General features: G+C 66.3%; 21 protein-coding genes and 1 tRNA gene. 11 read left to right on the forward strand and 11 right to left on the reverse strand.

Translation table 11 applies throughout. The features are described from left to right. Positions 1 to 14: 14 nt before the first annotated feature. From CXZ05_RS15365 to CXZ05_RS15375, 3 genes are all read right to left on the reverse strand, one after another. On the reverse strand, positions 15 to 941 hold the full coding sequence (locus CXZ05_RS15365; RefSeq protein ID WP_102973416.1) for an AEC family transporter: 927 nt from the start codon (positions 939 to 941) through the stop codon (positions 15 to 17). A 160-nt stretch (positions 942 to 1,101) separates the two neighbouring features. Next, positions 1,102 to 1,530 carry an aspartate 1-decarboxylase gene (gene panD / locus CXZ05_RS15370; protein WP_180987411.1) on the reverse strand — a complete coding sequence of 143 codons (429 nt, stop codon included), beginning with the start codon at positions 1,528 to 1,530 and terminating at the stop codon, positions 1,102 to 1,104. A gap of 57 nt (positions 1,531 to 1,587) precedes the next feature. Beyond that, a complete protein-coding gene (locus tag CXZ05_RS15375) occupies positions 1,588 to 2,607 on the reverse strand; it encodes a LysR substrate-binding domain-containing protein (RefSeq protein ID WP_102973417.1) in 1,020 nt (339 codons plus the stop codon). Positions 2,608 to 2,764: 157 nt separating this feature from the next. Between CXZ05_RS15375 and CXZ05_RS15380 the strand changes: the two genes are divergently transcribed. Further along, positions 2,765 to 4,225, forward strand: a complete 1,461-nt coding sequence (locus tag CXZ05_RS15380) for an amino acid permease (RefSeq protein ID WP_102973418.1) — start codon at positions 2,765 to 2,767, stop codon at positions 4,223 to 4,225. Between the two features lie 383 nt (positions 4,226 to 4,608). Continuing rightward, the gene (locus CXZ05_RS15385; protein ID WP_102973419.1) at positions 4,609 to 8,133 is read left to right on the forward strand and encodes a bifunctional proline dehydrogenase/L-glutamate gamma-semialdehyde dehydrogenase; all 3,525 of its coding nucleotides are present in this window, start codon (positions 4,609 to 4,611) and stop codon (positions 8,131 to 8,133) included. A 91-nt stretch (positions 8,134 to 8,224) separates the two neighbouring features. On the opposite strand, the gene CXZ05_RS15390 is transcribed toward CXZ05_RS15385, so the two are convergent. Continuing rightward, on the reverse strand, positions 8,225 to 8,479 hold the full coding sequence (locus CXZ05_RS15390; RefSeq protein WP_258006605.1) for a hypothetical protein: 255 nt from the start codon (positions 8,477 to 8,479) through the stop codon (positions 8,225 to 8,227). 159 nt (positions 8,480 to 8,638) lie between these two features. After that, a complete protein-coding gene (locus tag CXZ05_RS15395) occupies positions 8,639 to 9,493 on the reverse strand; it encodes a LysR substrate-binding domain-containing protein (protein WP_102973420.1) in 855 nt (284 codons plus the stop codon). A 132-nt stretch (positions 9,494 to 9,625) separates the two neighbouring features. Between CXZ05_RS15395 and CXZ05_RS15400 the strand changes: the two genes are divergently transcribed. After that, positions 9,626 to 10,954 carry an MFS transporter gene (locus CXZ05_RS15400; protein ID WP_102973421.1) on the forward strand — a complete coding sequence of 443 codons (1,329 nt, stop codon included), beginning with the start codon at positions 9,626 to 9,628 and terminating at the stop codon, positions 10,952 to 10,954. A 3-nt stretch (positions 10,955 to 10,957) separates the two neighbouring features. On the opposite strand, the gene CXZ05_RS15405 is transcribed toward CXZ05_RS15400, so the two are convergent. The 3 genes from CXZ05_RS15405 to CXZ05_RS15410 form a co-directional block, all read right to left on the reverse strand. Further along, entirely contained in the window at positions 10,958 to 12,121 is a 1,164-nt protein-coding gene (locus CXZ05_RS15405; protein ID WP_102973422.1) for a N(5)-(carboxyethyl)ornithine synthase, read from the reverse strand. Further along, complete coding sequence (locus CXZ05_RS23125; RefSeq protein ID WP_180987412.1) at positions 12,118 to 12,264, reverse strand: hypothetical protein; 147 nt, start codon at positions 12,262 to 12,264, stop codon at positions 12,118 to 12,120. The genes CXZ05_RS15405 and CXZ05_RS23125 overlap by 4 nt, the downstream gene beginning before the upstream one ends. A 111-nt stretch (positions 12,265 to 12,375) precedes the next feature. Further along, positions 12,376 to 12,449, reverse strand: a tRNA-Gly gene (locus tag CXZ05_RS15410). Positions 12,450 to 12,693: 244 nt separating this feature from the next. Here CXZ05_RS15410 and CXZ05_RS15415 point away from each other — a divergent pair. Both CXZ05_RS15415 and dcd read left to right on the forward strand, forming a co-directional pair. After that, positions 12,694 to 13,140, forward strand: coding sequence for an SRPBCC family protein (locus tag CXZ05_RS15415; RefSeq protein WP_102973423.1), 447 nt, complete (start codon positions 12,694 to 12,696; stop codon positions 13,138 to 13,140). 142 nt (positions 13,141 to 13,282) lie between these two features. Then, positions 13,283 to 13,858, forward strand: coding sequence for a dCTP deaminase (dcd, locus tag CXZ05_RS15420; protein WP_102973424.1), 576 nt, complete (start codon positions 13,283 to 13,285; stop codon positions 13,856 to 13,858). Positions 13,859 to 13,881: 23 nt separating this feature from the next. Here dcd and CXZ05_RS15425 read toward each other — a convergent pair whose 3' ends face one another. The 3 genes from CXZ05_RS15425 to CXZ05_RS15435 all read right to left on the reverse strand — a co-directional run bounded on the left by CXZ05_RS15425 (position 13,882) and on the right by CXZ05_RS15435 (position 17,053). Beyond that, positions 13,882 to 15,066 carry a cation:proton antiporter gene (locus CXZ05_RS15425; RefSeq protein WP_102973425.1) on the reverse strand — a complete coding sequence of 395 codons (1,185 nt, stop codon included), beginning with the start codon at positions 15,064 to 15,066 and terminating at the stop codon, positions 13,882 to 13,884. 5 nt (positions 15,067 to 15,071) lie between these two features. Beyond that, entirely contained in the window at positions 15,072 to 15,554 is a 483-nt protein-coding gene (locus CXZ05_RS15430) for a cation:proton antiporter regulatory subunit (protein ID WP_102973426.1), read from the reverse strand. Between the two features lie 95 nt (positions 15,555 to 15,649). Continuing rightward, entirely contained in the window at positions 15,650 to 17,053 is a 1,404-nt protein-coding gene (locus CXZ05_RS15435) for an MFS transporter (protein ID WP_102973427.1), read from the reverse strand. A 190-nt stretch (positions 17,054 to 17,243) separates the two neighbouring features. Between CXZ05_RS15435 and CXZ05_RS15440 the strand changes: the two genes are divergently transcribed. The 6 genes from CXZ05_RS15440 to mnhG are packed head-to-tail and all read left to right on the forward strand — an operon-like array spanning position 17,244 to position 23,738. After that, on the forward strand, positions 17,244 to 20,354 hold the full coding sequence (locus tag CXZ05_RS15440) for a Na+/H+ antiporter subunit A (protein ID WP_102973428.1): 3,111 nt from the start codon (positions 17,244 to 17,246) through the stop codon (positions 20,352 to 20,354). Beyond that, entirely contained in the window at positions 20,351 to 20,929 is a 579-nt protein-coding gene (locus CXZ05_RS15445) for a Na(+)/H(+) antiporter subunit C (protein WP_102973429.1), read from the forward strand. The genes CXZ05_RS15440 and CXZ05_RS15445 overlap by 4 nt, the downstream gene beginning before the upstream one ends. Further along, on the forward strand, positions 20,926 to 22,515 hold the full coding sequence (locus CXZ05_RS15450) for a Na+/H+ antiporter subunit D (protein ID WP_102973430.1): 1,590 nt from the start codon (positions 20,926 to 20,928) through the stop codon (positions 22,513 to 22,515). The genes CXZ05_RS15445 and CXZ05_RS15450 overlap by 4 nt, the downstream gene beginning before the upstream one ends. Further along, the gene (locus tag CXZ05_RS15455) at positions 22,512 to 23,057 is read left to right on the forward strand and encodes a Na+/H+ antiporter subunit E (RefSeq protein WP_102973431.1); all 546 of its coding nucleotides are present in this window, start codon (positions 22,512 to 22,514) and stop codon (positions 23,055 to 23,057) included. Before CXZ05_RS15450 ends, CXZ05_RS15455 begins: the two co-directional genes overlap by 4 nt. Beyond that, positions 23,054 to 23,332, forward strand: a complete 279-nt coding sequence (locus CXZ05_RS15460; protein ID WP_102973432.1) for a monovalent cation/H+ antiporter complex subunit F — start codon at positions 23,054 to 23,056, stop codon at positions 23,330 to 23,332. Before CXZ05_RS15455 ends, CXZ05_RS15460 begins: the two co-directional genes overlap by 4 nt. Beyond that, complete coding sequence (gene mnhG / locus CXZ05_RS15465; protein ID WP_102973433.1) at positions 23,322 to 23,738, forward strand: monovalent cation/H(+) antiporter subunit G; 417 nt, start codon at positions 23,322 to 23,324, stop codon at positions 23,736 to 23,738. The genes CXZ05_RS15460 and mnhG overlap by 11 nt, the downstream gene beginning before the upstream one ends. Positions 23,739 to 23,745 lie beyond the last annotated feature (7 nt).

Below are 23,745 nucleotides of genomic sequence, written 5' to 3' on the forward strand. Positions count from 1 at the left end.
GGAAGGGGCGGCAGTTATGCCAGAAGCAGGGCCACACCGATCATCGCAGGCACGGCCACGATCGTGGTGATCAGGACGGTGTCCTTCGCGACCGTGAGCCCGGCCTTGTACCGGCTGGCGGCGACGAACACATTCTGTGCCGTGGGCAGGGCGGATGTGACCACCACGGCGAACAGCGCCGGGCCGTCCAGCCCGAGGGCGAAGCGGGCAAAGAGATACGCGATCGCCGGGTGCACGAAGAGCTTGAAGCCGCTGGCCAGCAGGGCATCGGTTCTCCGGCCGGCGGCCGCCTGCAGCGGCTTTGACCCGTTCAGGCTCATGCCGAAGGCCATCAGCATGGCCGGAATTGCGGCGCCGCCGATCAAGTGGATCGGTTCCAGGAGCAGCGGCGGGAGCTGCCATCCCGTTCCGGCGACCAGCAGCCCTAGGGCCGAACCCACAATCATGGGGTTTTTCAGGATCAGCATGACGAACCGGAGCGGCGTGGTGCGGTGCGAGCTGGTGGTGGCATCGAGGGCCATGAGGAACATCGGCGTGAAAAACGCCAGCTGGAAGATCAGCAGGGGAGCGACATGGCTGGCGTCACCGAGGACGTACACCGCAATCGGGATGCCCAGGTTGGCGGAGTTCGCCAGCGAGGCGCTCATGGACGACATCAGTGATTCCGGGACGGTCCGCTTGAGCAGGAACCTGACGATGACAAAGAACAGCGCGGCGGTGGTGGCGGCGCCAACTGCTGCCACGAGCAACGGCGCGGCGAACACGTCGCGCAGGCTCGCCCTGCTCAGCGTCTCGAAGAGCAGCGCGGGACTGGCCACGAAGAAGGTCAGCCCGCTCAGGACCTGGCGGGCATTCTCGCCCAGGATCTTGCGCCTACCCACGAACATGCCCACCAGAATGATGGACCAGACCACGAAAAAGCCTGCGAGGACGCCTAGCACGGGGTTGCCGACGGGATTGCCGCCAGGGGCAGGCTAGGGCAGGGGGTGGCATCCACCATCCCAGCCTAATCAGATTTATTCAGCCGCGGGTCACCTTGTGGCAGGGATCTCGCTGCTGGAGCGGCTCAGCCGGTCCCCTGGTCCAGTTGAGGGGGCGCTGTCAGCTGCACGTGGCGTTGTTCAACGCGAACGGCGGGCGCATGAGTCCGGCGGTGTGGCCCTCTGCGGGGTCGTTGCCGATCTGGACAATCTTGTTGTCCTTGTCCACGTGAACCACCTTGGGAGTGTAGGCCTTCGCCTCTTCCGTGGTCATCTGGGCGTAGGTGATCAGGATGACGATGTCGTTTTCGTGCATCAGGTGCGCGGCTGCGCCGTTGATCCCGATGACGCCGGAACCGCGCTCGCCGGCGATGGTATAGGTTTCGAGGCGGGCGCCGTTGGTGACGTCCACAATGGCCACGAGCTCGCCGGGCATGATGTCGGCAGCATCCAGCAGGTCCAGGTCTACGGTGACCGACCCCACATAGTGCAGGTCCGCGTGCGTGACAGTGGCGCGGTGGATTTTGGACTTAAACATTGTGCGATTCATAACCCCAACAGTCTAACGCCGAGGTCAACGCTTGGCTGTGAGCCAGGGAACACCCCGCTACACCGCTTCTCCGCTGGCTGCTGCGCCGTCAATTGCTTCTTCAGCGGCGGCTGCTGCCGCTGTCGGCGTTGTTGCGGGGGCGCCGGAGGCGTCCGCTCCGGTATCGATTTCCTGGGCGGCCGCAATCGAGGCGGCGGTGGAAGCAAGGATTTCGCGCGCGGCGAGGATGGCGGGCCGCTGCGCGCCGGAGCGCCGCACGGAGGTGAAGACTGTCCGCCGGGGCTTGCCGGGAAGGTCCAGCAATTGGGCTGTGGTGCCACGGCCCGTCCACACCAGGTCCGGCATCAGGGCGACGGCGTTCCCCGACTCGATCAGGCGGATCTGGGCCTGGAGGTCTGCTGTTTCAAAGCGGACGTCGGGCTCGAAGCCTGCACTTCGGCAGGCCTGCTCTGCCCAGTGGCGTGAGGCCGCGCCGCGCGGTTCCATCACCCAGGCCATCTCTGCCGTGTCCGCGAGCGAGCCGACTTTCGCCCTGCCCTCGGCGGCCGGCGGGACCGCGAGTCTGATGGCGTCACCCGTGAGGCGTACGCGGTCCAGCTCCGGGTAGCGGGGCGCGGCATGCCCGGGGTACTGCTCAGCGATGACCAGGTCGAAGTCGCGGGCCCACGTCTCATGCAGTGCCGTCTCGGGCTCGCGCTGTGTCATCTCGATCCGGACCTCGGGGTACGTCGCGGCGAGGCGGGTAAGCGCGTCAGGCATCAGCGCCAGTGCCGCGGACTGGAAGACGGCGATCCGCACCGTGCCCGAAACCGTGGTCAGCGATGCCGCCAGGTCTGCCTCCGCCTGTTCCAGCGTTTCCAGCAAGTGTGCTGTATGCGCCACCAGAACCTCTGCCTGCGGGGTCAGCTGGACGCGGCGGCCGGTTTTTCTCAGCAGTTCCACCCCAACTTCCTTCTCAAGCAGGGCCAATTGTTGGGACACTGAGGAAGGACTGTACTGCAGGGCTGCTGCCACCTCGGCGAGCGTGCCCCGGATCTTCAGCTCGCGGAGCAGCCTCAACCGGCGGACATCAAGCATGGGCTGTTCCTTGGGTCGCACAAATGAATAGCTGGACTAATGAATACTGGTTAGAAGTATGCACTTTATCTAATGTAACACTGCTTGCATACTAAACAGATTGAGTTACCCCCATCACAGGGCGAAATGATGGGGCCGCACCTACGCAGGAGTCCCGATGAGTACAACAGATCCATCGCAGTCAATCTTGAGGCGCAAGCCCATTGACGACATCGAAGTAGAGAACAAGCACAGCGGCCTGTTCAAGTCCCTGGGGCTGTGGCAGCTGACCGCCATCGGCGTTGGCGGCATCATCGGCGTCGGCATCTTTTCGCTGGCCGGTCTTGTGGCGCACGGCAGTGCTGACACGCCCGGCGTCGGGCCTGCGGTGCTCATTTCCTTCCTGATCGCCGGACTGGCCTCGGCTGCCGCGGCGCTCTCCTACGCAGAGTTCGCGGGCATGATCCCGCGTGCGGGCTCGGCGTACACCTACGGCTACGTGGCGCTGGGCGAAATCATCGGCTGGTTCATCGGCTGGGACCTGCTGCTGGAGTACATTGCGATCGTGGCTGTCGTGGCCATCGGTATCTCCGGCTACTTCGACGCGTTCCTGTCCGGCATCGGTATCGACATGCCCGCATGGATGACGTCCACCATGGACGAAGGCAAGGGCGGGATCATCAACATCCCCGCCATCCTTGTCTGCCTGCTGGTGACCTGGATCCTCTCGCGCGGCACCAAGACTTTCGGCCGGTTTGAACTGATTGCCGTTGCCATCAAGGTTGTTTTGATCCTCTTCATCATTGGGTTGGGCGTTTTCTACATCAACACCCAGAACTTCAACCCATTCATGCCCAGCGGCTTTGGTCCCGTCCTGGCCGGCTCGGCCACAGTGTTCTTCGCCGTGTTCGGGTACGACGCCATGAGTACCGCGGCCGAAGAGGCGACCGATGGCAAGAAGCACATGCCCAAGGCGATCATCCTGTCCCTGATCATCGCCATGCTGCTCTACGTTGCCGCCACCCTCGTGCTCACCGGCATGCAGAACTACAAGGACATCGACCCCGCCGCCGGATTCGCTTCGGCGTTCCAGGGCGTCGGCCTTCCCGTCATCGCCACGATCATCTCCGTTTTCGCGGTGCTGTCCATCCTCACCGTGATGCTCACGTTCCTCCTCGGCGTCACCCGCGTGTGGTTCTCCATGAGCCGCGACGGACTCCTCCCCGGCTGGTTCTCGAAGACGGACCGGCACGGCACCCCGCAGCGCGTGACCTGGATCGGCGGCATCGCCTCGGCGCTGCTGGCCGGTGTGTTCCCCATCAAGGCCGTCGCCGACCTCACCAACATCGGCATCCTCGCCGCGTTCGTGGTGGTGTGCGTTTCCGTCATCATCTTCCGCTACACCAAGCCGGAGGCGCCCCGGACCTTCCGCCTGCCGCTGATGCCGGTGGTCCCCGCATTTGGCGTCCTGGCCTCCGCCTTCCTCATGTTCCAGCTGCACTGGGAGACCTGGCTGCGCTTCGGCATCTGGCTCGTGATCGGCCTGGTGATTTACTTCGGCTACGGCAAGCGGCACTCGCTGATGAACCCGAACAGCCCCCGGCACGACGAGGCAGTGGAGATGCACACCCAGGTGTAGACCACCCACCTCTGACGCGTTACCGACGAACCCCTCCCGCACCCCAGGTGCGGGAGGGGTTCGTCGTTTAGCGACGAAAGCTGAGGACGCGTTTGGGTTTTGGCGACGAGAGCTGAGGACGCGTTTGGGTTTTGGCGACGAGAGCTGAGGGCGCGTTGGACTCTCCCCAATGCTTCCTCACGTCTCGCAGGGGTTTCCCCAACGCTTCCTCACCTGTCTGGTCAGGGCGCGGAGGGGCGCCGTTATCGGGTGTCTGGCCGACCTGCAGAACGATCGGTCTTTCTAATGTGTATTGCTAAGAAAAGGTCGCTTTATCTTAAGGGATGTGAGGCCCATACTGATGGTTAAGACGATCACATCGCACTGAAAGAACGAGGAAAGCCATGACCAACACCGCCACGGATCACCGCGTGCAGGCAGGCAAGGACGCCGCTGTAGCCGGCGCCGTCGCCACCCCCTCGGCAGGGTCCGACGTCGCCGAAGCGACCGCCCTGGCCACCGACGCAATCGCCCTCGTCCGCCGCTGGCTGACCGAAGCCGCGAAGATGCCCGTGGACGCATCCGCCGAGCAGCTCGCCGGCGTCCTGAAGGACCCCAACGGCCTGGACTTCACCGTCGGCTTCGTCGACGGCGTGGTCCGTCCCGAGGACCTGCACGTCGCAGCCCGCAACCTCGCCGCCCTCGCCCCGAAGGTTCCCGCCTTCCTGCCCTGGTATATGCGCAGCGCTGTCCAGGCGGGCGGCCTCATGGCCCCGGTTTTGCCGCAGGTTGTCATTCCCGTGGCCCGCAAGGTCCTCCGCGAGATGGTGGGCCACCTCATCGTTGACGCGACCGACTCCAAGCTGGGTCCGGCCATCGCCAAGATCCGCAAGGACGGCATCAAGCTCAACGTGAACCTGCTCGGCGAGGCCGTGCTGGGCGAGCACGAGGCCTCCCGCCGGCTCGAGGGAACCCACACGCTGCTGGCCCGCCCGGACGTGGACTACGTCTCCATCAAGGTGTCGTCCACCGTGGCCCCGCACTCCGCCTGGGCCTTCGACGAGGCCGTGGAGCACGTCGTCGAGAAGCTCACCCCGCTGTTCGCCCGCGCCGCTTCCTTCCCCAAACCGAAGTTCATCAACCTGGACATGGAGGAGTACAAGGATCTGGACATGACCATCGCGGTCTTCACCAGGATCCTGGACAAGCCCGAGTTCAAGAACCTGGAAGCCGGCATCGTGCTCCAGGCCTACCTTCCGGACGCGCTCGCCGCCATGATCCGGCTGCAGGAATGGGCGGCCGCACGCCGCGCTGACGGCGGGGCTGCCATCAAGGTCCGCGTGGTCAAGGGCGCCAACCTTCCCATGGAGCAGGTGGAATCCTCGCTGCACGACTGGCCGCTGGCCACGTGGGGCACCAAGCTGGACTCGGACATCAACTACAAGCGCGTCATCAACTACGCGCTGCACCCGGACCGGATCGGCAACATCCGCATCGGCGTCGCCGGGCACAACCTGTTCGACATTGCCTTCGCCTGGCTGCTGGCCAAGCAGCGCGGCGTCGAGTCGGGCATCGAATTCGAGATGCTGCTCGGCATGGCACAGGGCCAGGCCGAGGCGGTCAAGAAGGACGTCGGCTCCCTGCTGCTCTACACACCCGTGGTGCACCCGGCCGAATTCGACGTCGCCATCGCCTACCTGATCCGCCGCCTCGAAGAGGGCGCCAGTCAGGAAAACTTCATGTCGGCCGTGTTCGAGCTCAGCGAAAATGAAGGACTGTTCGAGCGCGAGAAGCAGCGCTTCCTGTCCTCCCTGAAAGAGCTCGACGACGAGGTGCCGCCGCCCAACCGCCTGCAGAACCGCAGCCTTCCGGCAGAGCTGATGCCCCGCACCGGCTTCCAGAACACCCCGGACACGGACCCGTCCCTGCCCGCCAACCGCGACTGGGGCCGGGCCATCCTGGACCGGGTCCCGGCGTCGACCCTGGGCAACGCCTCCGTTGAGGCTGCCACGATCGCCGACGCGGACACCCTCAACACCGTGATCGCCACGGCCGTTGAGAAGGGCAAGGCCTGGGCTGCGCTGTCAGGCGCCGAGCGTGCCGAAATCCTGCACCGCGCCGGTGACGTCCTGGAGGCCCGCCGCGCGGACCTGCTCGAGGTCATGGCCAGCGAGACCGGCAAGACCATCGACCAGGGCGACCCCGAGGTCAGTGAGGCCGTTGACTTCGCCCACTACTATGCCGAGTCCGCCCGCAAGCTGGACCAGGTCGATGGCGCCACCTTCGTTCCGGCGAAGCTCACCGTGGTCACCCCGCCGTGGAACTTCCCGGTGGCAATCCCCGCCGGTTCCACGCTCGCGGCACTCGCCGCCGGCTCCGCCGTCGTCATCAAGCCTGCCAAGCAGGCCCGCCGCAGCGGCGCCGTCATGATCGAGGCGCTGTGGGAGGCTGGCGTGCCCCGCGACGTGCTCACCATGGTGCAGCTGGGCGAACGCGAGCTCGGCCAGCAGCTGATCTCCCACCCGGCCGTGGACCGCGTGATCCTGACCGGCGGCTATGAAACCGCCGAGCTGTTCCGCTCCTTCCGCAAGGACCTGCCGCTGCTCGCGGAGACCAGCGGCAAGAACGCCATCATCGTCACCCCCAGTGCAGACCTGGACCTCGCCGCGAAAGACGTTGCCTACTCGGCCTTCGGCCACGCCGGACAGAAGTGCTCCGCCGCCTCACTGGTGATCCTGGTGGGATCGGTTGCCAGGTCCAAGCGGTTCCATAACCAGCTGATCGACGCCGTCACCTCGCTGAAGGTCGGTTACCCGGAGGACCCCACCAGCCAGATGGGCCCGATCATTGAGCCGGCTAAGGGCAAGCTGCTCAACGCGCTGACCACCCTCGGCGACGGCGAGAACTGGGCCGTCGAGCCCAAGAAACTGGACGAGACCGGCCGGCTCTGGAGCCCGGGCGTGCGTTACGGCGTCAAGCGCGGATCCTACTTCCACCTGACCGAGTTCTTCGGTCCCGTCCTCGGCGTCATGACCGCGGACACCCTGGAAGAGGCCATCGCCATCCAGAACCAGATCGAGTACGGCCTCACCGCCGGCCTGCACTCCCTCAACACCGACGAGCTGGGGCTGTGGCTGGACACCATCCAGGCCGGCAACCTCTACATCAACCGCGGCATCACCGGTGCCATCGTGCAGCGCCAGCCGTTCGGCGGCTGGAAGAAGTCGGCAGTTGGCGCCGGCACCAAGGCGGGCGGCCCCAACTACCTCGCCGGTCTTGGCGGCTGGACCAGCACCGAGAGCACCCAGGGCGCTTCGGCGGGCATCGCCAACCGCAGGGTGCAGCGGCTTGTGGAGGCAGTGAAGGGCGAACTCAATGCCACCGACCTGGAGGCCCTGCAGCGGTCGCTCGGCTCCGACGCCCTCGCCTGGGCGGACGAATTCGGCACCGCCAAGGACGTCTCGGGCCTGAGCGCCGAGCGGAACATTTTCCGCTACCGTGCGCTGCCGGTCACCGTCCGGCTGTCCGACGGCGGATCCCTGCGGGCGCTCGTCCGGACAGTAGCCGCCGGCGTACTTGCCGCTGCCCCGCTCACCGTCTCCTCCGGCGTCGAGCTTCCCGCCCAGCTGCGTTCCGTGCTCACCGGGCTGGACATCCCCGTGACGGTGGAGAACGACGCCGAGTGGCTGGCATCCGCGGGACGTCTCGCCGCGGCGGGCAAGCTGTCCGGCGGACGCATCCGCCTGATCGGCGGCTCCGCAGCTGACCTGGCCGAAGCGACCGGTGGCCGTCCGGACCTCGCCATCTACTCCCACGAGGTGACGGAGGCCGGCCGCATTGAAATGCTGCCGTTCCTGCACGAGCAGGCCGTCAGCATCACGGCGCACCGGTTCGGCACGCCCAACCACCTCTCCGATTCGCTGATCTAGGGGTTCGCTGATCCAGCGGGACTGACAAGGCAACAGAACGGGCGGGCACCCACAAGGTGCCCGCCCGTTCTGATGCTTGCTGCTTTGCTGCTTAGCCCAGATACCAGCCGGGTGGAGCCCACGACGCAGGAACGCTGTGTGCGGAAAAGTCCTCGCAGCGCGTGCAGGTATACGCGACTTCGCCCAGTTTCCGGACGGTGCCGTCCTGACGGTGCTTGGGCGGCACGAAGGACTCAAGGTAGATGAACTCGTCTGTTCCGCATTTTTCGCAGTTGGGCTGGCCGATGTACTCGGCGTCCACGGTCATGGAGTGGCGGGTATAGCGGGGGTTTGCGGCTGTGGTCACGGCGTACCTATCCCGAACACACGGGCGTCATTACCAAGCATGTTCGTTATCGAAACCTGTGCATGTTATCGGCCGCTGCATGACCGCAACAGTCACAGCATAGGCCAGCTGCGAACCGTTATCAATCATTTTGCCGCACGCACCCCGGCCCCGGCCGGCTCAAACAGGCTTCTTGAGGGTTCTTCCCATGATGGCCTGGGTCAGGGCGTCGATCACCTCGGCGTTCGCCAGTGGGTTCCTGATCAGCGTGAAGTCGACATCCCCCACCGGCGGCAGCTCGAAGCGGCGGGTGATGATCTTCAGGTCCTCGGGAACCAGCGAGGACGGCATCACCGCCACCCCGATGCCGGCGCGGACTGCCGCCAGCACACCGCTGATCTGCTTGGTGGTGCACGTGATGCGCCACGTCCGGCCCACGGATTCGAGCGCGTCGATGGCGAGCTTACGGCTCAGGCTGGGCGCGGGATAGGCGATCAGCGGCACCGGATGGCCGGGTTCCAGCGCTGTCTGTTCGAGACCCACCCAGGAAAACGTGTCGTGCTGGACCACCGTGCCGTCCTTGGCGCCGGCCACCCACTTCACGAACACGAGGTCCAGCTGGCCGGAATTCAGGCGCTTGTACAGCTGGTCGCTCTGGCCGACCGTGAGCTCGAGGTTGATCTGCGGATAGATCTGCCGGAACTCACGGAGGATCCGCGGCAGGCCGGTAATGGCGAGGTCGTCGGCGGTGCCGAAGCGCAGGCGCCCACGCATGGCCGAGCCGGAAAAGTAGCGGGCGGCGGCATCGTGGGCTGCGAGGATGCTCCGTGCGAAGCCTGCCATGGCATCGCCGTTGTCCGTCAGCCTGACGTCCCTCGTGTCCCGGCTGATCAGCGTCCGCTTGGCCGCAACCTCGAGCTTGCGCACGTGCTGGCTGACCGTCGGCTGGGCCAGGCCCAGGCGTTCTGCCGCCTTGGTGAAGCTCAGCGTTTCGGCGACGGCGAGGAACGATCGGAGCTGGGCCGGTTCGAACATTCGTCCTCCTCGACGGCCGGGAATCATTACGTTCGGCAATGATAGTTATAGGAGCAATAGTCTTCCACAATTAGAAGTGCGCGCCATAGCGTTGAGGACATCCCCGCCGGCCCGCTCACCTGAGGAACCCCTGTGACACCCCCACCGCCGCCTCTGGCCACCGTCACCCAGCCCGTCGCCGTCGTCAGTGAACGGCTTCCGTGGCGTCACACCTTCATCTCACTCCGGGTTCCCAACTTCAGGCTCTTCGCCACGGGCCACTTCATTGCCGTCATCGCCATCTGGATGCAACGGATCGCCCAGGACTGGCTGGTGCTCCAGCTCTCCGGATCGGTCACCGCCGTCGGCTTCACAGTGGCGCTTCAGTTCCTGCCATCCCTGCTTCTGGGACCGTGGGGCGGAATGGTCGCGGACCGGTTCTCCAAGCGCAGGATCCTCATTCTGTGCCAGTCGGCTGCAGCCATCCTCGCCGCTGCGCTCGCCGCCCTCGCACTCACCGGGAGGATCGAGGTCTGGCACGTCTACGTCATCGCACTGGTGCTCGGCCTGGTCACCGTGCTGGACCAGCCGGCCCGGCAGGTGTTCGTCCATGAGCTGGTGGGGCCCCGGTACCTGCGGAACGCCATCAGCGTGAACTCGACGACGTTCCAGCTGGGCGGCCTGATCGGTCCGGCGATCGCCGGGGTACTGCTGACCGCCGTCGGCGCCGGCTGGGCCTTCGCCGCCAACGCGGCGGCCTGCTGCTCCACCGTGGCCATGCTCCTGCTGCTGCGGCGCGACGAGCTGTTCGTCAGCGCGCCGGCACCCAAGTCCAAGGGCATGCTGCGGGAAGGGCTGCGGTACGCGCTGAGCAAGCCCACCATCTACTGGCCGTGGCTCATGGTGGGCTTCATCTCCGTGTTCGCCATGAGCCTGCCGGTGCTGCTCGCCGCCTTCGCAGACCGGGTGTACGGAATTGGCGCGGGCGGCTACGGGATGCTGAATGCGCTGGTGGCGCTCGGGGCGCTGACCGGGGCGGTTGCCTCCACCCGGCGGCGGCAGCTGCGGCTGCGGTCCGTGGTCCTGGCGGCCGGCATGTACGGGCTGATGCTGTGCCTTTCCGCCGCCGTCCCCACCCTGCCGCTCTTCGGCGCCGCGCTGGTGCTGTCCGGGTTCTGGTGCCTGATGTTCCTCACCGCCTCCAACCAGCTGGTGCAGACCAGCTCCAACATGGGCATCCGCGGCCGCGTGATGAGCCTGTACATCATGGTGCTGATCGGCGGCCAGGCCCTCGGTGGACCCATGATCGGGTTCATCGCCGAGCATGTGGATCCGCACGCCGGGCTGCTGGTGGCGGGAGGGGTGCCGGCGCTCGCGGCGGCGACTGTCGCCGTCGTGCTTGCCCGCAAAGGTGAGCTGACGCTGAAGGTGGACCTGCGGAACCGGCGGGGACCGCTGAGGGTGGTGCGCCGGGCGGCGTAGACCTTAGCTTGCCGGCAGCACGGCGTGCGGGTAACCAGCCTCCCGGCGCTGAAACTCCAGCACGTCCTTGTTGATGATCGTGCCGTCGCGGATTTCGATCGCGCGGGCGATGGTATCGCTGTTCTCCCACACGGCATGGCCGGACATGACGGTCTCCAGGAACGGGAGGAGGGCCTCGCTGATTTCCCAGCTGGAGGAGTTCCACAGGTAGGACGGGCTGTGATCCACCGCGTAATAATCGATGTGCTCGCCCACTGTGAACATCGGCTCGGCGAATGTGGTGGTCCTGGCCCAGCTGAAGCCCATTCCCTCGTCGCAGGAGACGTCCACGATAAGACTTCCCGGCCTGAAAGCGGCCAGGTCTTCCGTCCGCAGGTACGTCAGCGGACTGTTGGGGTCCTGCAGGGTGCAGTTGACCACGATGTCGCTTTCGGCCAGAAACGGTGCCAACGGGACCCGGCCGCGTTCGGTGATGACCTGGCTGAGGAACGGCGCCTTGTCATCATGGTCGAACTGCGCAATCCGCACTGAGTGGATGGGGGAGCCCACCGCAGCAACCCCCCTGTTGGTCAGCACCTGCACGTCGTGGATGCCGTGGGCGTTCAGAGCCGTCACGGCACCACGTGCGGTGGCTCCGAAACCGATGACGACGGCGCGGAGCCGCCGGCCGTAATCGCCCGTGGACCCGGTGAGGGCCAGGGCGTGGATCACCGAGCAGTAGCCGGCGAGTTCATTGTTCTTGTGGAACACGTGCAGGCCGAAGCCGCCGTCGCTGGCCCAATGGTTCATGGCCTCGAAGGCGATCAGCGTGAGCTTCTTGTCGATGGCCAACTGCGTGATAGCGCGGTCCTGGACACAGTGAGGCCAGCCCCAGAGGATCTGGCCATCGCGCAAATCGGCGAGATCCTGCGGCTGCGGCTTGGGAAGCAGGACGACGTCGGCTTTGGCCAGCAGTTCTTCCCGGCTGGCCAGACCGCCCACCAGCGGGGCGAGCTGGGCGTCGGAAAAGCCGAAGCTTTCGCCATAGCCGCGCTCGAGGATCATGCGCTGGCGCAGCTCCGGGGCGATGCGCTCAAGGTGGAGAGGGTGCAGGGGCAGACGACGTTCATCCGGTTTGCGGGAGGAAGAGACAACCCCGAGGGTCAGATGGTTCGGCGGGACGGTCACTTCTTCTTCGCAGGCACTGGCTTCGCGCTCGTCTTGTCCAGTGAGCTGGCCGGTGCCGCGGCGGCTCTCTTGTCGGCGCGCTTTTCCTTGATGGATTTCGCGGATTTTTTGGATGCTGCTTGACGGGGGGACTTGTCAGCCATGGTTGCTCCTGTAGCGGAACCGAAGAGGTTCCTGACCTCTGACGATACAGGTAGCTGCCTAATGGGCCGCGGGCCCGATCAGGTTCCGGGCCGGCTGGGGCTGGAAGGAGTTGGAGCGGCTGACGGGAATCGAACCCGCGTATCAAGCTTGGGAAGCTAGCGCTCTACCATTGAGCTACAGCCGCAGTCGCACCGGAAACTGCCCGGGGCAGAACCTAGCTTAGCGCAGTTGTGCGGCCACTCCGGCCATCTGGATCCCGAGTCCGCGCGACTCGGCAAACGCGGCCGAACGGCCTCCCGTAACTGTTCGGTAAAGGCGCGTGCGGTGCGCGGTCACGGGCCGGCGCGGGTGACTATCCTGAGTCTCGTTAGCTGCAGTAAGGGGAACGGGCTACGCAAGGCATGGCCCGACGTCGGAAAAGGATCCCCATGGCAGGTGCAGAACACGAGGTCCTCGTTGCGCGCGACGCCATGACGGTCTACTCATTCCTCCTGGACGGCGCGAATCTAACCAGATGGCAGGACGACGTCCGGAGCGCAGGGCTCAGCTCGGGCAGCGCCGGCAGCGTGGGGGCCAGGTACCAGGTCACCGTGGACGGTCCCCGTGGCCAGCCGGTGGCGCGCGATTACGAGATCACCCAGGCGCGGCCCGGCGCCGAAATCGAGTTCCAGGTGGTGGCCGGGCCGTCCCTCCTGCGCGGCGGTTTTTACCTCAGTACCGAGAGCGCCGGGACCCGGGTGCGGTTCGCGCTTGAGGTCCCGACGCCCGGTTTCTGGAGTTTCATCCGTCCGGCATACCGGCGCGAGCTCCGGGCGGCCGTGGGACAGCTTGCGAAGCTGCCCGGCGTCATTGAAGAGCGGACGACGGCGGACTGAGACTTTCCGCTTGTACGCTGGAGTTTTTGTACAGATACCGCGAGCTAAACGGCTTTCTGAGGCCAACATCTGTACAAAAACTCCACCGAAGTGTACGACCGGCGGCAGGAACCCGCTTTTTGACAATGGTATTTTTGACGGTGTGCTGATCTCTGACCGCGACATTCGTGCCGAAATTGATTCCGAACGGATCGTCCTCGATCCGTACGAAGCCGCGATGGTCCAGCCGTCCTCGGTGGATGTCCGGATTGACCGCTATTTCCGGCTGTTCGACAACCACAAATACGCCCACATCGATCCCGCCGAAGAGCAGCCCGAGCTGACCCGGCTGGTGGAGGTGGAAGAGGGCGAACCTTTCATCCTGCACCCCGGCGAATTCGTGCTCGGCTCCACCTACGAAACCGTCACGCTGCCGGACGACATCGCCGCGCGCCTTGAGGGCAAATCCTCACTCGGACGCCTCGGCCTGCTGACGCACTCCACGGCCGGCTTCATCGATCCCGGCTTCTCCGGGCACGTCACGCTGGAGCTGTCCAACATGGCCACGCTGCCCATCAAGCTCTGGCCCGGCATGAAAATCGGCCAGCTTTGCTTCTTCCGATTGTCCTCCGCCGCAGAGTTCCCCTACGGCTCAGGCGAGTACGGCAACCGCTACCAGGGCCAGCGCGGACCCACTGCGAGCCGCAGCCACCTGAACTTCCACCGGACCGACATTTAGCGGAATCGCCCCGGTGAGCGTGCTCAGGCCGGCACCGGCTCCGGCCGCGCGGGGCGGGAGAACTTCTTGACGAGCGGCTCGATGTAGCGGGCAGCCAGCGGCCCGATGACCGCCATAATCAGGACATATGCCGTGGCCAGGGCGGCGAGTTCGGCCTCGACAACACCGGATGTCACGGCGAGGCCTGCGATGACAATGGAGAACTCGCCGCGGGCAATCAGCGCGGCCCCGGCGCGGAAACGGCCCGGACGCGCAATGCCGGCGCGCTTCGCGGCCCAGGCTCCGGTGATGATCTTGGTGGCGGCGGTGAGGACCGCCAGGACAAGCGCCCACGCCAGCACCGGCGGGATGGACGCGGGGTCGGTGTTGAGCCCGAACGCCACGAAGAAGATGGCGGCGAAGAGGTCACGCAGCGGCTCGAGGATCCGCGTTGCGCTGTGGGCGGTTGCGCCGGAGATCGCGATGCCGAGCATGAAGGCGCCCACCGCGGCGGAAACCTGCAGTGCGGCAGCCAGGCCGGACACGAGCAGGGCGGCGCCGAGCAGGTTGAGGAGGAAGACCTCGGAATTCTCGCTGTGCACGGCCTTCGAGACGTGGTGTCCGTGCCGCAGGGCCACCAGCAGCACCACGGTGACAACAGCCAGCGAGACGCCCACGGTCTGCATGCCGCCCAGGAAGCTGACCCCGGCGAGCGTGGCAGTGAGGATCGGAAGGTAGACCGCCATCGCCAGGTCCTCGAAAACCAGGATCGAGAGCACAACCGGGGTTTCCCTGTTACCGATACGGCCAAGGTCCGTGATGACCTTGGCCGCAATGCCCGACGACGATATATACGTGACTCCGCCCATAACCATGGCACCGACCACTCCCCAGCCGAGCAGGGCAGCCAGGGCAGCCCCGGGAATGAAATTCAGGACGAGGTCGAGGATGCCCGCCTTCCACGATCTGCGCAGGCCCGTGACCAGTTCCGTTGCCGTATATTCCAAGCCGAGCATAAGCAGCAGCAGGATGACACCGATCTCGCCCGCAAGGTGGGAGAACTCCTTCATGCCGCTCAGCTCCACCAGGCCGCCCGCGCCGAAGCACAGTCCGCCCACCAAATACAGCGGTATGGGGGACATCCCGATCCGCCCGGCCAGCCTCGCCAGCAGACCGAGGCAGAACACGACTGCCCCCAGTTCGATGAGCGTCAGGGCCACGCGGTCCATGATGGTCAGCCGTTGCGCAGGATGTCGGCCGCAGCGTCCAGGCCTTCTTGCGTGCCGACGGCGACCAGCAGGTCGCCGGGGTGAAGGACGACGTCGGGACCCGGCGACGGGACCACCTCGCCTTCACGCATGATCGCCACAATCGAAACGCCGCACCGGGTGCGGATGCAGGCCTTGCCCATGGGCTGGTTCTGGAACGGGGAGTCCGCGGCGATGGAGAACTGCCTGGTGGTAATCCCTGGAACTTCCCGGTGCGCCTCGGTCAGCTGCATGGCAAGATGCTGTCCGCCGAGCAGATTCCCCAGTGTTGCCGCCTCGTCGCCGGTCAGCGGTATCGAGGCCTGGCAGGTGTCCGGGTCATCCCACGTGGAGACGAACAGTTCGGTCTGGCCCTCGCGGAGTTCCACCACCCCGATGCGCCGGCCGGATGCTGTCATGAAGTCCTTGCGCCGGCCCAAACCCGGGAGGTCCGTCTCTTCCACGTTCATGACATCAGCCTAGTCCGCGAACCCGCGATTTCGGCTGAAACTGTGCGCCCTGACGGGAGCTTAAGTGTTCATGCGCGCTCGCTGCCGGGGGCGGGCTAGGACTGGGGGACGACGGCGATCTCGGCGTCGCTCGGGGCCTTGACCGGCAGGAGGACCAGCAGCCCGGCGAGCAGCACTACCATGATGCCCAAAATGCCCCAGCGCTGCGCGTCGCCCTCAGCCACCAGGGGAGTGGCCACGGCGATGCACAGGGTGAACAGGGCCGGGGCGAGGAAGCTGACGGCGCGGCCGGTGGTCGCATACAGGCCGAAGAGCTCACCGGATTCACCCTGCGGGGCCAGCCGGGCCAGATACGCACGGGACGAGGACTGCGCCGGTCCAACAAACAGGCAAAGGAACAGGCCGAAAACCCAGAACGTGGTGGAACCTGACCAAGGCACGCCGAAGAATGTGTGGTTGTCGTTTCCCAGCACCAGGATCACCGTTCCGGCGACCAGCAGGCCGGTGAGGGAGCCGATGATCACGGCCTTCGGCCCCACCCTGTCGTCCAGGAAGCCGCCGATGATCGCGCCCGCGGCCGCCACGATGTTGCCGAAGATGGCGAAAACGATGACCTGGGGCAGCGTGAAGCCGAAGGTGCCGGCCGCGATGATTCCGCCGAAGGTGAAGACCGCCGCCAGGCCGTCCCGGAAGATGGCGCTGGCCAGCAGGAAGAAGATGGTGTGCGGGCTGGTGCGGTAGATCGCCTTGATCCTGCGCACCAGCAGCCCGTATGACGCCAGGAATCCGAGGCTCGCCGCCCGCTTCGGCTTGGGCAGCTCCGGGACCGCGAACATGACCGGCAGAGCGAAGATGGAGAACCACAGGGCGGAGAACACCGCCACCAGCCGGATGTTCAGGCTGTCCTGGGTAGAGGCGCCGAACCAGTCGAAACGAGGCTGCACGAAAAGCTGGAGCACGATGAGCAGGGCCACGATGCCGCCGAGGTAGCCCATGCCCCAGCCGAACCCGCTGACCTTGCCGATGTTCCGGGGCGTCGAAATCTGCGCCAGCATGGCGTTGTAGTTCACGCCCGCGAACTCGAAGAACACGTTGGCCAGGGCGATCAGGGAGACGCCGAGCAGGAGGAACTCGGGCCGGGGAAAGACGAAGAAGCACAGTGCTGTCAGGACTGCGACGGCGGCCGTGTTGACTCCCAGCCAGAGCTTGCGGCGGCCCCCGGTATCGGACCGCTGACCCGTGACGGGCGCCAGCAGGGCAATGGCCGCCCCCGCAATGGCCAGGGCTCCGCCGAGCACCGCCGAGGCACGGTCTTCACCGCCGAACGCCTGGGACGTCAGGTAGACGGTGAAGACGAACGTCGTCATGACCGCATTGAACGCCGCGGACCCCCAGTCCCAGGCTGCCCAGGCCAGAACGCGGCCCTTGCTGGACGCCTGCGGCCCTGCTTCAAGTTCCGACGGCGGCTGCGTTGCCTCGGATGCGGCTGCGGAGTTCATAGGCCGATGCTATCCGCCCGTGGCGAACAGTGACCCGACAACCCTCCTGTGAACTGGCGAAACTTACCTCCTGCCCCGCCCGTGCGGGAAAACCGTCGGCGCCCCGTTGATAAACTGTCGGAACCGAACCCAACGAATGACCGCCTGCTCCAACTTTTGATAACCGAATTCTGACTTTGCGGAGATACCAGTGATCACAGTCCTTGCCGTGCACTTCGCGGTGGCCGCTGTGGCGCCGTTCGTCTTCCGGAAGTTCGGCCGCAACTCGTTTTACGCGCTGGCCGCGGTGCCGGCCGGTTCGTTCGTCTGGCTCCTGTTCCAGCATGCCGCGGTCTACGGCGCCCGATCTCCTGCGCAAACCGGCCCAGCAGAAACCGGCCCACCCGCCGAAACCGTCCCACCCGCTGAAACCGTCCCGTGGATCCCGGGACTGGGCATCGAATTCGCCTTCCGCATGGACGCCCTGGCGTGGGTCATGTCCCTGCTGGTCCTGGGTGTGGGCGCCCTGGTGCTGGTCTATTGCGCACGGTACTTCAAGGACAAGGACAGCTACCTCGGCGGGTTCGGCGCCCAGCTGCTGGCATTCGCCGGGGCGATGTTCGGGCTGGTCACCGCGGATGACCTGCTGATGATGTTCATCTTCTGGGAACTCACCACGGTCCTGTCCTACCTCCTGATCGGCTATGCACGGACGAGGCTTGCCGCCCGCCGCTCCGCGCTGCAGGCACTCATGGTCACCACCGCCGGCGGACTGGCCATGCTCGTCGGCCTGATCATGCTCGGCGCAAGCGCCGGCACTTACCGCATTTCCGCCATCCTGGACCAGGCACCCGGGCTAGTCGCCGGACCGGCCGCGGGAGCCGTGGGCGCCGCCGTCGTCCTCGTCCTGATCGGTGCGGTAACCAAATCCGCGCTGGTCCCCTTCCACTTCTGGCTTCCGGGCGCCATGGCCGCGCCGACGCCCGTGAGCGCGTACCTGCACGCCGCCGCGATGGTGAAGGCGGGGGTTTACATCGTGGCGCGGCTCGCGCCGGGTTTCACGGACACCGCGTACTGGCTGCCGATGGTCCTCGGGCTCGGGCTCGCCACCATGCTGGTGGGCGGCTACCGGGCACTGCGCCAGACGGACATCAAGCTCATCCTGGCCTACGGCACCGTGAGCCAGTTGGGCTTCATCACCATGGTGGTGGGGCTCGGAAAGCCCGACGCCGCGCTGGCCGGGCTCGCCATGCTGCTGGCACACGGGCTCTTCAAAGCCACGCTCTTCCTCGTGGTGGGCATCATCGACCACCAGTCGGGCACCCGTGACATCCGCAAGCTTTCGGGCGTTTTCCGCTCCTCCCGGGCCCTCGGCATCGTGGCCGGCGTCGGCGCCGCCTCCATGGCCGGCATCCCGCTGCTGGGCGGCTTCGTGGCGAAGGAGTCGGTGCTCGAGGCGTTCGTGCACTTCGCCGCCGCGCCCGGCTACGGCCCCTGGGGCGCAGTGGTCCTGGCGGGCGTGGTGCTCGGCTCCGTGCTGACCTTCGCCTACAGCGCGCGCTTCATGTGGGGCGCCTTCGCCGTGAAGCCGGGCGTCGAGAACACCCCGTTCAAGGCCATCCGGCCGGCCTTCCTGGCGGCACCGGCGGTGCTGAGCGTCCTCACCATTGTGTACGGCCTGTGGCCGGTTCCGGTGGATGCCTGGATCCAGCCCTACGCGGCACTGTTTACCGAAGGAACGCACGACGCCGCCACTGCGGCAGGTGCCGCAGGGCACCTCGCGCTGTGGCATGGGCTGACTCCCGCCTTGGGCCTGACCGCCATCACCTTCGCCGCCGGCGCGGCAATGTTCTACGGACGAGCGGTGGTGGACCGGATCCAGAGCGCCGTTCCGCCGTGGTTCGACGCCGACCGCGGCTACCAGCTGACCATCGGCGCGCTGGACGACGTCGCCGTGTGGATCACTGGACGCACGCAGCGTGGTTCGCTGTATTTCTACCTGGCCGTGATCCTCAGCGTTGCCTTCGTGCTGCCCCTGTCCGCGCTGATCACGGCGAACAAGCCTCTTCCCGAAGGGCTGTATTTCGTCGACCCCAACTCGCCCCTGCAGCTGGTGGCGGGCGCCGGGATCGTGATCGGGGCACTCGCCGCCGTCCGGGCCAACAAGCGCTTCCTAGCCGTACTCATGGTTTCCGTCACCGGTTACGGCATCGCGCTGATGTTCGCGCTGCAGGGCGCCCCTGACCTGGCACTGACGCAGATGCTCGTCGAGACCATCATCCTGGTGGCGTTCGTGCTGGCCATGCGCAGCCTCCCGGCGGAGCTGCGGGACCGCACCCGCGGCAAGTACCGGGTGGTCCGCGTGATCATCGGCCTGTCCTTCGGCGCCACCATGGTTTTCGCCGCCATCCACGCCATGGGCGCCCGCATCGCCACGCCCGTCTCCCTCGAGTTCCCCCAGCTGGCCTACGAGGGCGGCGGCGGGCTCAATATCGTCAACGTCACCCTGGTGGACATCCGTGCGTGGGACACCTTCGGTGAGATCTCCGTGCTGGCGCTGGCCGCGACCGGCGTGGCAAGCCTCATCTTCGTCCGGGGCCGCGGCGACCGGCTGCGCACGGCGTCCGCGGTGGCCGAGGGGACCGTGGGCCGCCGTCACGGCGTCGACAAATCGTCGCGGGACGGCGCCGCACTGGCGCTGACCCGCAAGTTTGCCGCGTCCGCGCGGGACCCGTGGCTCGTTGCCGGGCGAACCCTGGCACCGGAGCGCCGCTCCATCATCTTCGAAGTGGTCACCCGGCTGGTCTTCCACTCGATGATCATCTTCTCGCTCTACCTGCTGCTGGCCGGCCACAACCTTCCCGGCGGCGGCTTCGCCGGCGGCCTCATGGCCGGACTGGCGCTCACCCTGCGCTACCTTGCGGGCGGCCGCTTCGAACTGCGGGAAGCCACCCCCATCAGCGCGGGCACGCTGCTCGGGATCGGCCTTGCGACGGCCGCGTTGTCCGGCGCCGCGCCCGTTTTGCTGGGCGGACAGGTGTTCCAGAGCGCCATCATCGAGTTCTGGCTGCCGGTCTTTGGCGACATCAAGTTCGTCACCTCCACAATCTTCGACATTGGCGTCTACATCGTCGTCGTCGGCCTGGTGCTGGATGTGCTCCGCAGCCTTGGCGCCGAAATCGACGAGCACTTTGAAGAGCGTCCCCTGCACCAGGACGCACAGGAAGCACACGACGCACAGGACGCAGAGGACGGCGACGAGGGCAGTGAACCGGTGCCCGGCGGCATCCCGGCCGGATCAACCCGAGGCGGCACCGCATGACAGTGAACCTGACCCTGCTCACCGTCATGGGTGCGCTCTACGCCTGCGGCATCTACCTGATCCTGGAACGCAGCCTCACCCGTGTGCTGCTGGGGCTGATGCTGCTGGCCAACGCCACCAACCTGCTGATCCTCGCCACCGGCGGCTATGCCGGGCTGGCCCCCTTCTTCAGCAAGGACACGGACCCTGCGGCATACAACGACCCCCTGCCGCAGGCACTGATACTGACGTCCATCGTCATTTCTTTCGCGGTGACCGCGTTCATGCTGGGCATCATCTACCGGACCTGGGTGCTTGCCCGCCAGGACGACATCCAGGACGACATCGAGGACCGCCGCGTGGCCGAAACCCCCAGCTTCGACGCGGAGGACGACGCCGTCATCCCTGTGGAAACCTCAGAGTTCCCGTTGCCCATGCGCGGACCGGACGGTTCCGCCGTGGCAGAGCCGACGGCGACTGTCGAGGTAGGCGGCCGGATCCTCCTGGCCGAGCACGCGGCACTGGAGGAAAAACCGGGATCCGCCAATATCACCGGTGCGGACACAGACACAGACACGGACGGAGGGGCGAAGTGAACCTCGCAAGCCTGGCCCCGCTCGCCGTCGTACTTCCCATCCTGGGCGCGGCGCTGACGTTCGTGCTGATCCGGCATTCCCGCGCCCAGCGCGCCGTGAGCATTAGCCTGCTCTCGCTCACCCTGCTGCTGGAGTGCCTGCTCCTGGCGTCCGTCTGGAACGGCGGCACCGCGGCGGTAAACATCGGCGGCTGGCTGCCGCCATGGGGGATCGTCCTGGTGGTGGACCAGTTCTCATCGCTCATGCTCGTAGTGTCCTCCGCGGTGAGCCTCGCCGTCCTCGTGTACGCCACCGGCCAGGGCATGGCCGACGGCGACCAGGACGCCCCGGTGTCGATCTTCCACCCGACGTACCTGATCCTCGTGGCCGGGGTCTCCAACGCGTTCCTCTCCGGGGACCTGTTCAACCTCTACGTCGGCTTCGAGATCCTGCTGACGGCGAGCTATGTGCTGATGACCCTCGGCGGCACAGGTCCGCGCATCCGTGCGGGCGTCACTTACGTGGTGGTCTCGGTGGTGTCGTCGGTGCTGTTCCTGATTGCCATTGCCATGGTGTACGGCGCAACCGGCACCATCAACATGGCGGACCTGGCCATCAAGCTGTCGGAACTGGACCAAGGAACCAAGACGCTCCTGCACGTCATGCTGCTGGTGGCCTTCGGCATCAAGGCCGCCGTTTTCCCCTTGTCCTTCTGGCTTCCGGACTCATACCCCACCGCGCCGGCCCCGGTCACTGCCGTGTTCGCCGGCCTGCTGACCAAAGTGGGCGTCTACGCCATGGTCCGCACGGAAACCCTGCTGTTCCCCGGCGACAGCCTCAACACGCCGCTGATGGTGGTGGCGCTGCTGACCATGGTGATCGGCATCCTGGGTGCCCTCGCGCAGAGCGACATCAAGCGTCTGCTGTCCTTCACCCTGGTCAGCCACATCGGCTACATGGTGTTTGGCCTGGCGATGTCCTCCGTGGCCGGCCTCGCTGCTGCCGTGTTCTACGTGGCGCACCACATCACCATCCAGACCAGCCTTTTCCTGGTCACCGGGCTGATTGAGCGGCGGGGCGGCAGCTCGTCGGTGGACCGGCTCGCCGGGCTGGCCAAACTGTCCCCGCTGCTTGCCCTGCTGTTCTTCGTTCCCGCCATGAACCTTGCGGGCATCCCGCCGTTTTCGGGCTTCCTGGGCAAGCTCGGCCTGATCCAGGCCGGCATCGGATTGGGAACCCCACTGGCCTACGCCCTGGTGATCGGCGGCGTGCTGACAAGCCTCCTGACCCTCCTGGCCGTCGCCCGGGTGTGGAACCGTGCGTTCTGGCGCAAGGCCGAGGACGCGGAGCACCCCGACCCTGTGCTCCTGGCGGTGCCCGCCCCGGAGGGCGGCGCGACGGCGGTGCGCCTGCTGCCGCGGACCATGGTCGGGTCCACGCTGGGCCTGGTGGTGCTGGGTGTGGCGCTCACCGTCTTCGCAGGACCTCTCTTCCAGGTGGCGGACCAGTCCGCCGCGGCCATGCTGGACAGGTCCGCCTACATCCAGGCGGTGCTCGGTGACGGCGCGCCCGTCCCGGCCCTGGCGCTGAGCGGAGGCGGAAAGTGAGCCGGCAACGGGTGTCCCTGCGTCAGGAACTCCCGCTGCTGGTCTGGCTGGTCATCGTCTGGGGAGCACTCTGGCAGGACTTCAGCCCCGGCAACCTCCTCTTCGGCGCCCTGCTGGCGGCTGTGGTGGCGCGCCTGTTCTACCTGCCGCCGGTGGAGCTGAGCGGCCGCTTCAACGTGCTGAAGGCCGTTCCGTTCGCGGTGGTGTTCCTCGGTCGGGTGGTGGCCGCCAGCTGCCAGGTGTTCTACCTGGCGGTGGCCCAGGGGCCCAAGGTGACCAACGCTGTAGTCGCCGTTCCGTTGCGCAGCCATTCGGACCTGATGGTGACGGCCACCGGCCACGTGATCTCCCTGATTCCGGGGTCACTGGTTGTGGAGGTGGATAGGTCCACCTCCACGCTCTACATCCACGGACTCAACGTGCGGAACGGGGAAGACGTCCTCAAACTCCGCAAGGAAGTCCGCGACACCGAGGCGGGGCTCATCCGGATCATGGGAACGAAGGAAGAGCTTGCTGCCCTGAACCAGGAGGTTGGCGCATGATGGGGCTTGTCCTCACCGTCACGGCTGTGGCGCTGGCCCTCGCCGCCGCGGGCGCGATCATCCGCATCGCCCGCGGCCCGTCGCTCCTGGACCGGGTCCTCGCAGCGGACGTGCTGCTGGCCATCCTCGGCGCGGCGCTGTGCATCGACATGGCCGTGAACCGGCACCTGAACAACCTGATGCTGGTGGTGGCTGTGTCCGTCATCGGATTCATCGGCTCGGTGACGGTGGCCCGCTTCGTGGCCGACAGGCGGGAGCAGCCCAGTGAGTCCTGAACCGAATGCCGTGGACACGGTAATCGATGCAGTTTCGGCAGTGTTCATGGTGGTGGGCGCCCTGATGTCCCTCGCTGCCGCCATCGGACTGCTTCGCTTTCCCGATCTGATGAGCCGCATGCATGCCGCCACCAAGCCCCAGGTACTCGGGCTGTTCCTGCTCCTTGCCTCCGTGGGCCTGCAGCTGCGGACGTGGTGGGTGTGGCCGGTGCTGCTGGTGGCTTGGATCTTCCAGCTGCTCACCGTGCCGGTCTCGGCCCACATGGTGGGCCGCGCCGGTTACCGCACCAAGCACCTCCACAAGGAGCTGCTCAGCACCGACGAGCTGGAAGCCGTGGTGGTGAAGGCCGCCAAGGCCGCCCGCGAATCGGAAGAGGACGACGGCGGCAACCGCACCGCTCGCTGAGCCTGCC

It is taken from the genome of Arthrobacter sp. AFG20 (assembly GCF_002892795.1).
GTDB lineage: Bacteria > Actinomycetota > Actinomycetes > Actinomycetales > Micrococcaceae > Arthrobacter.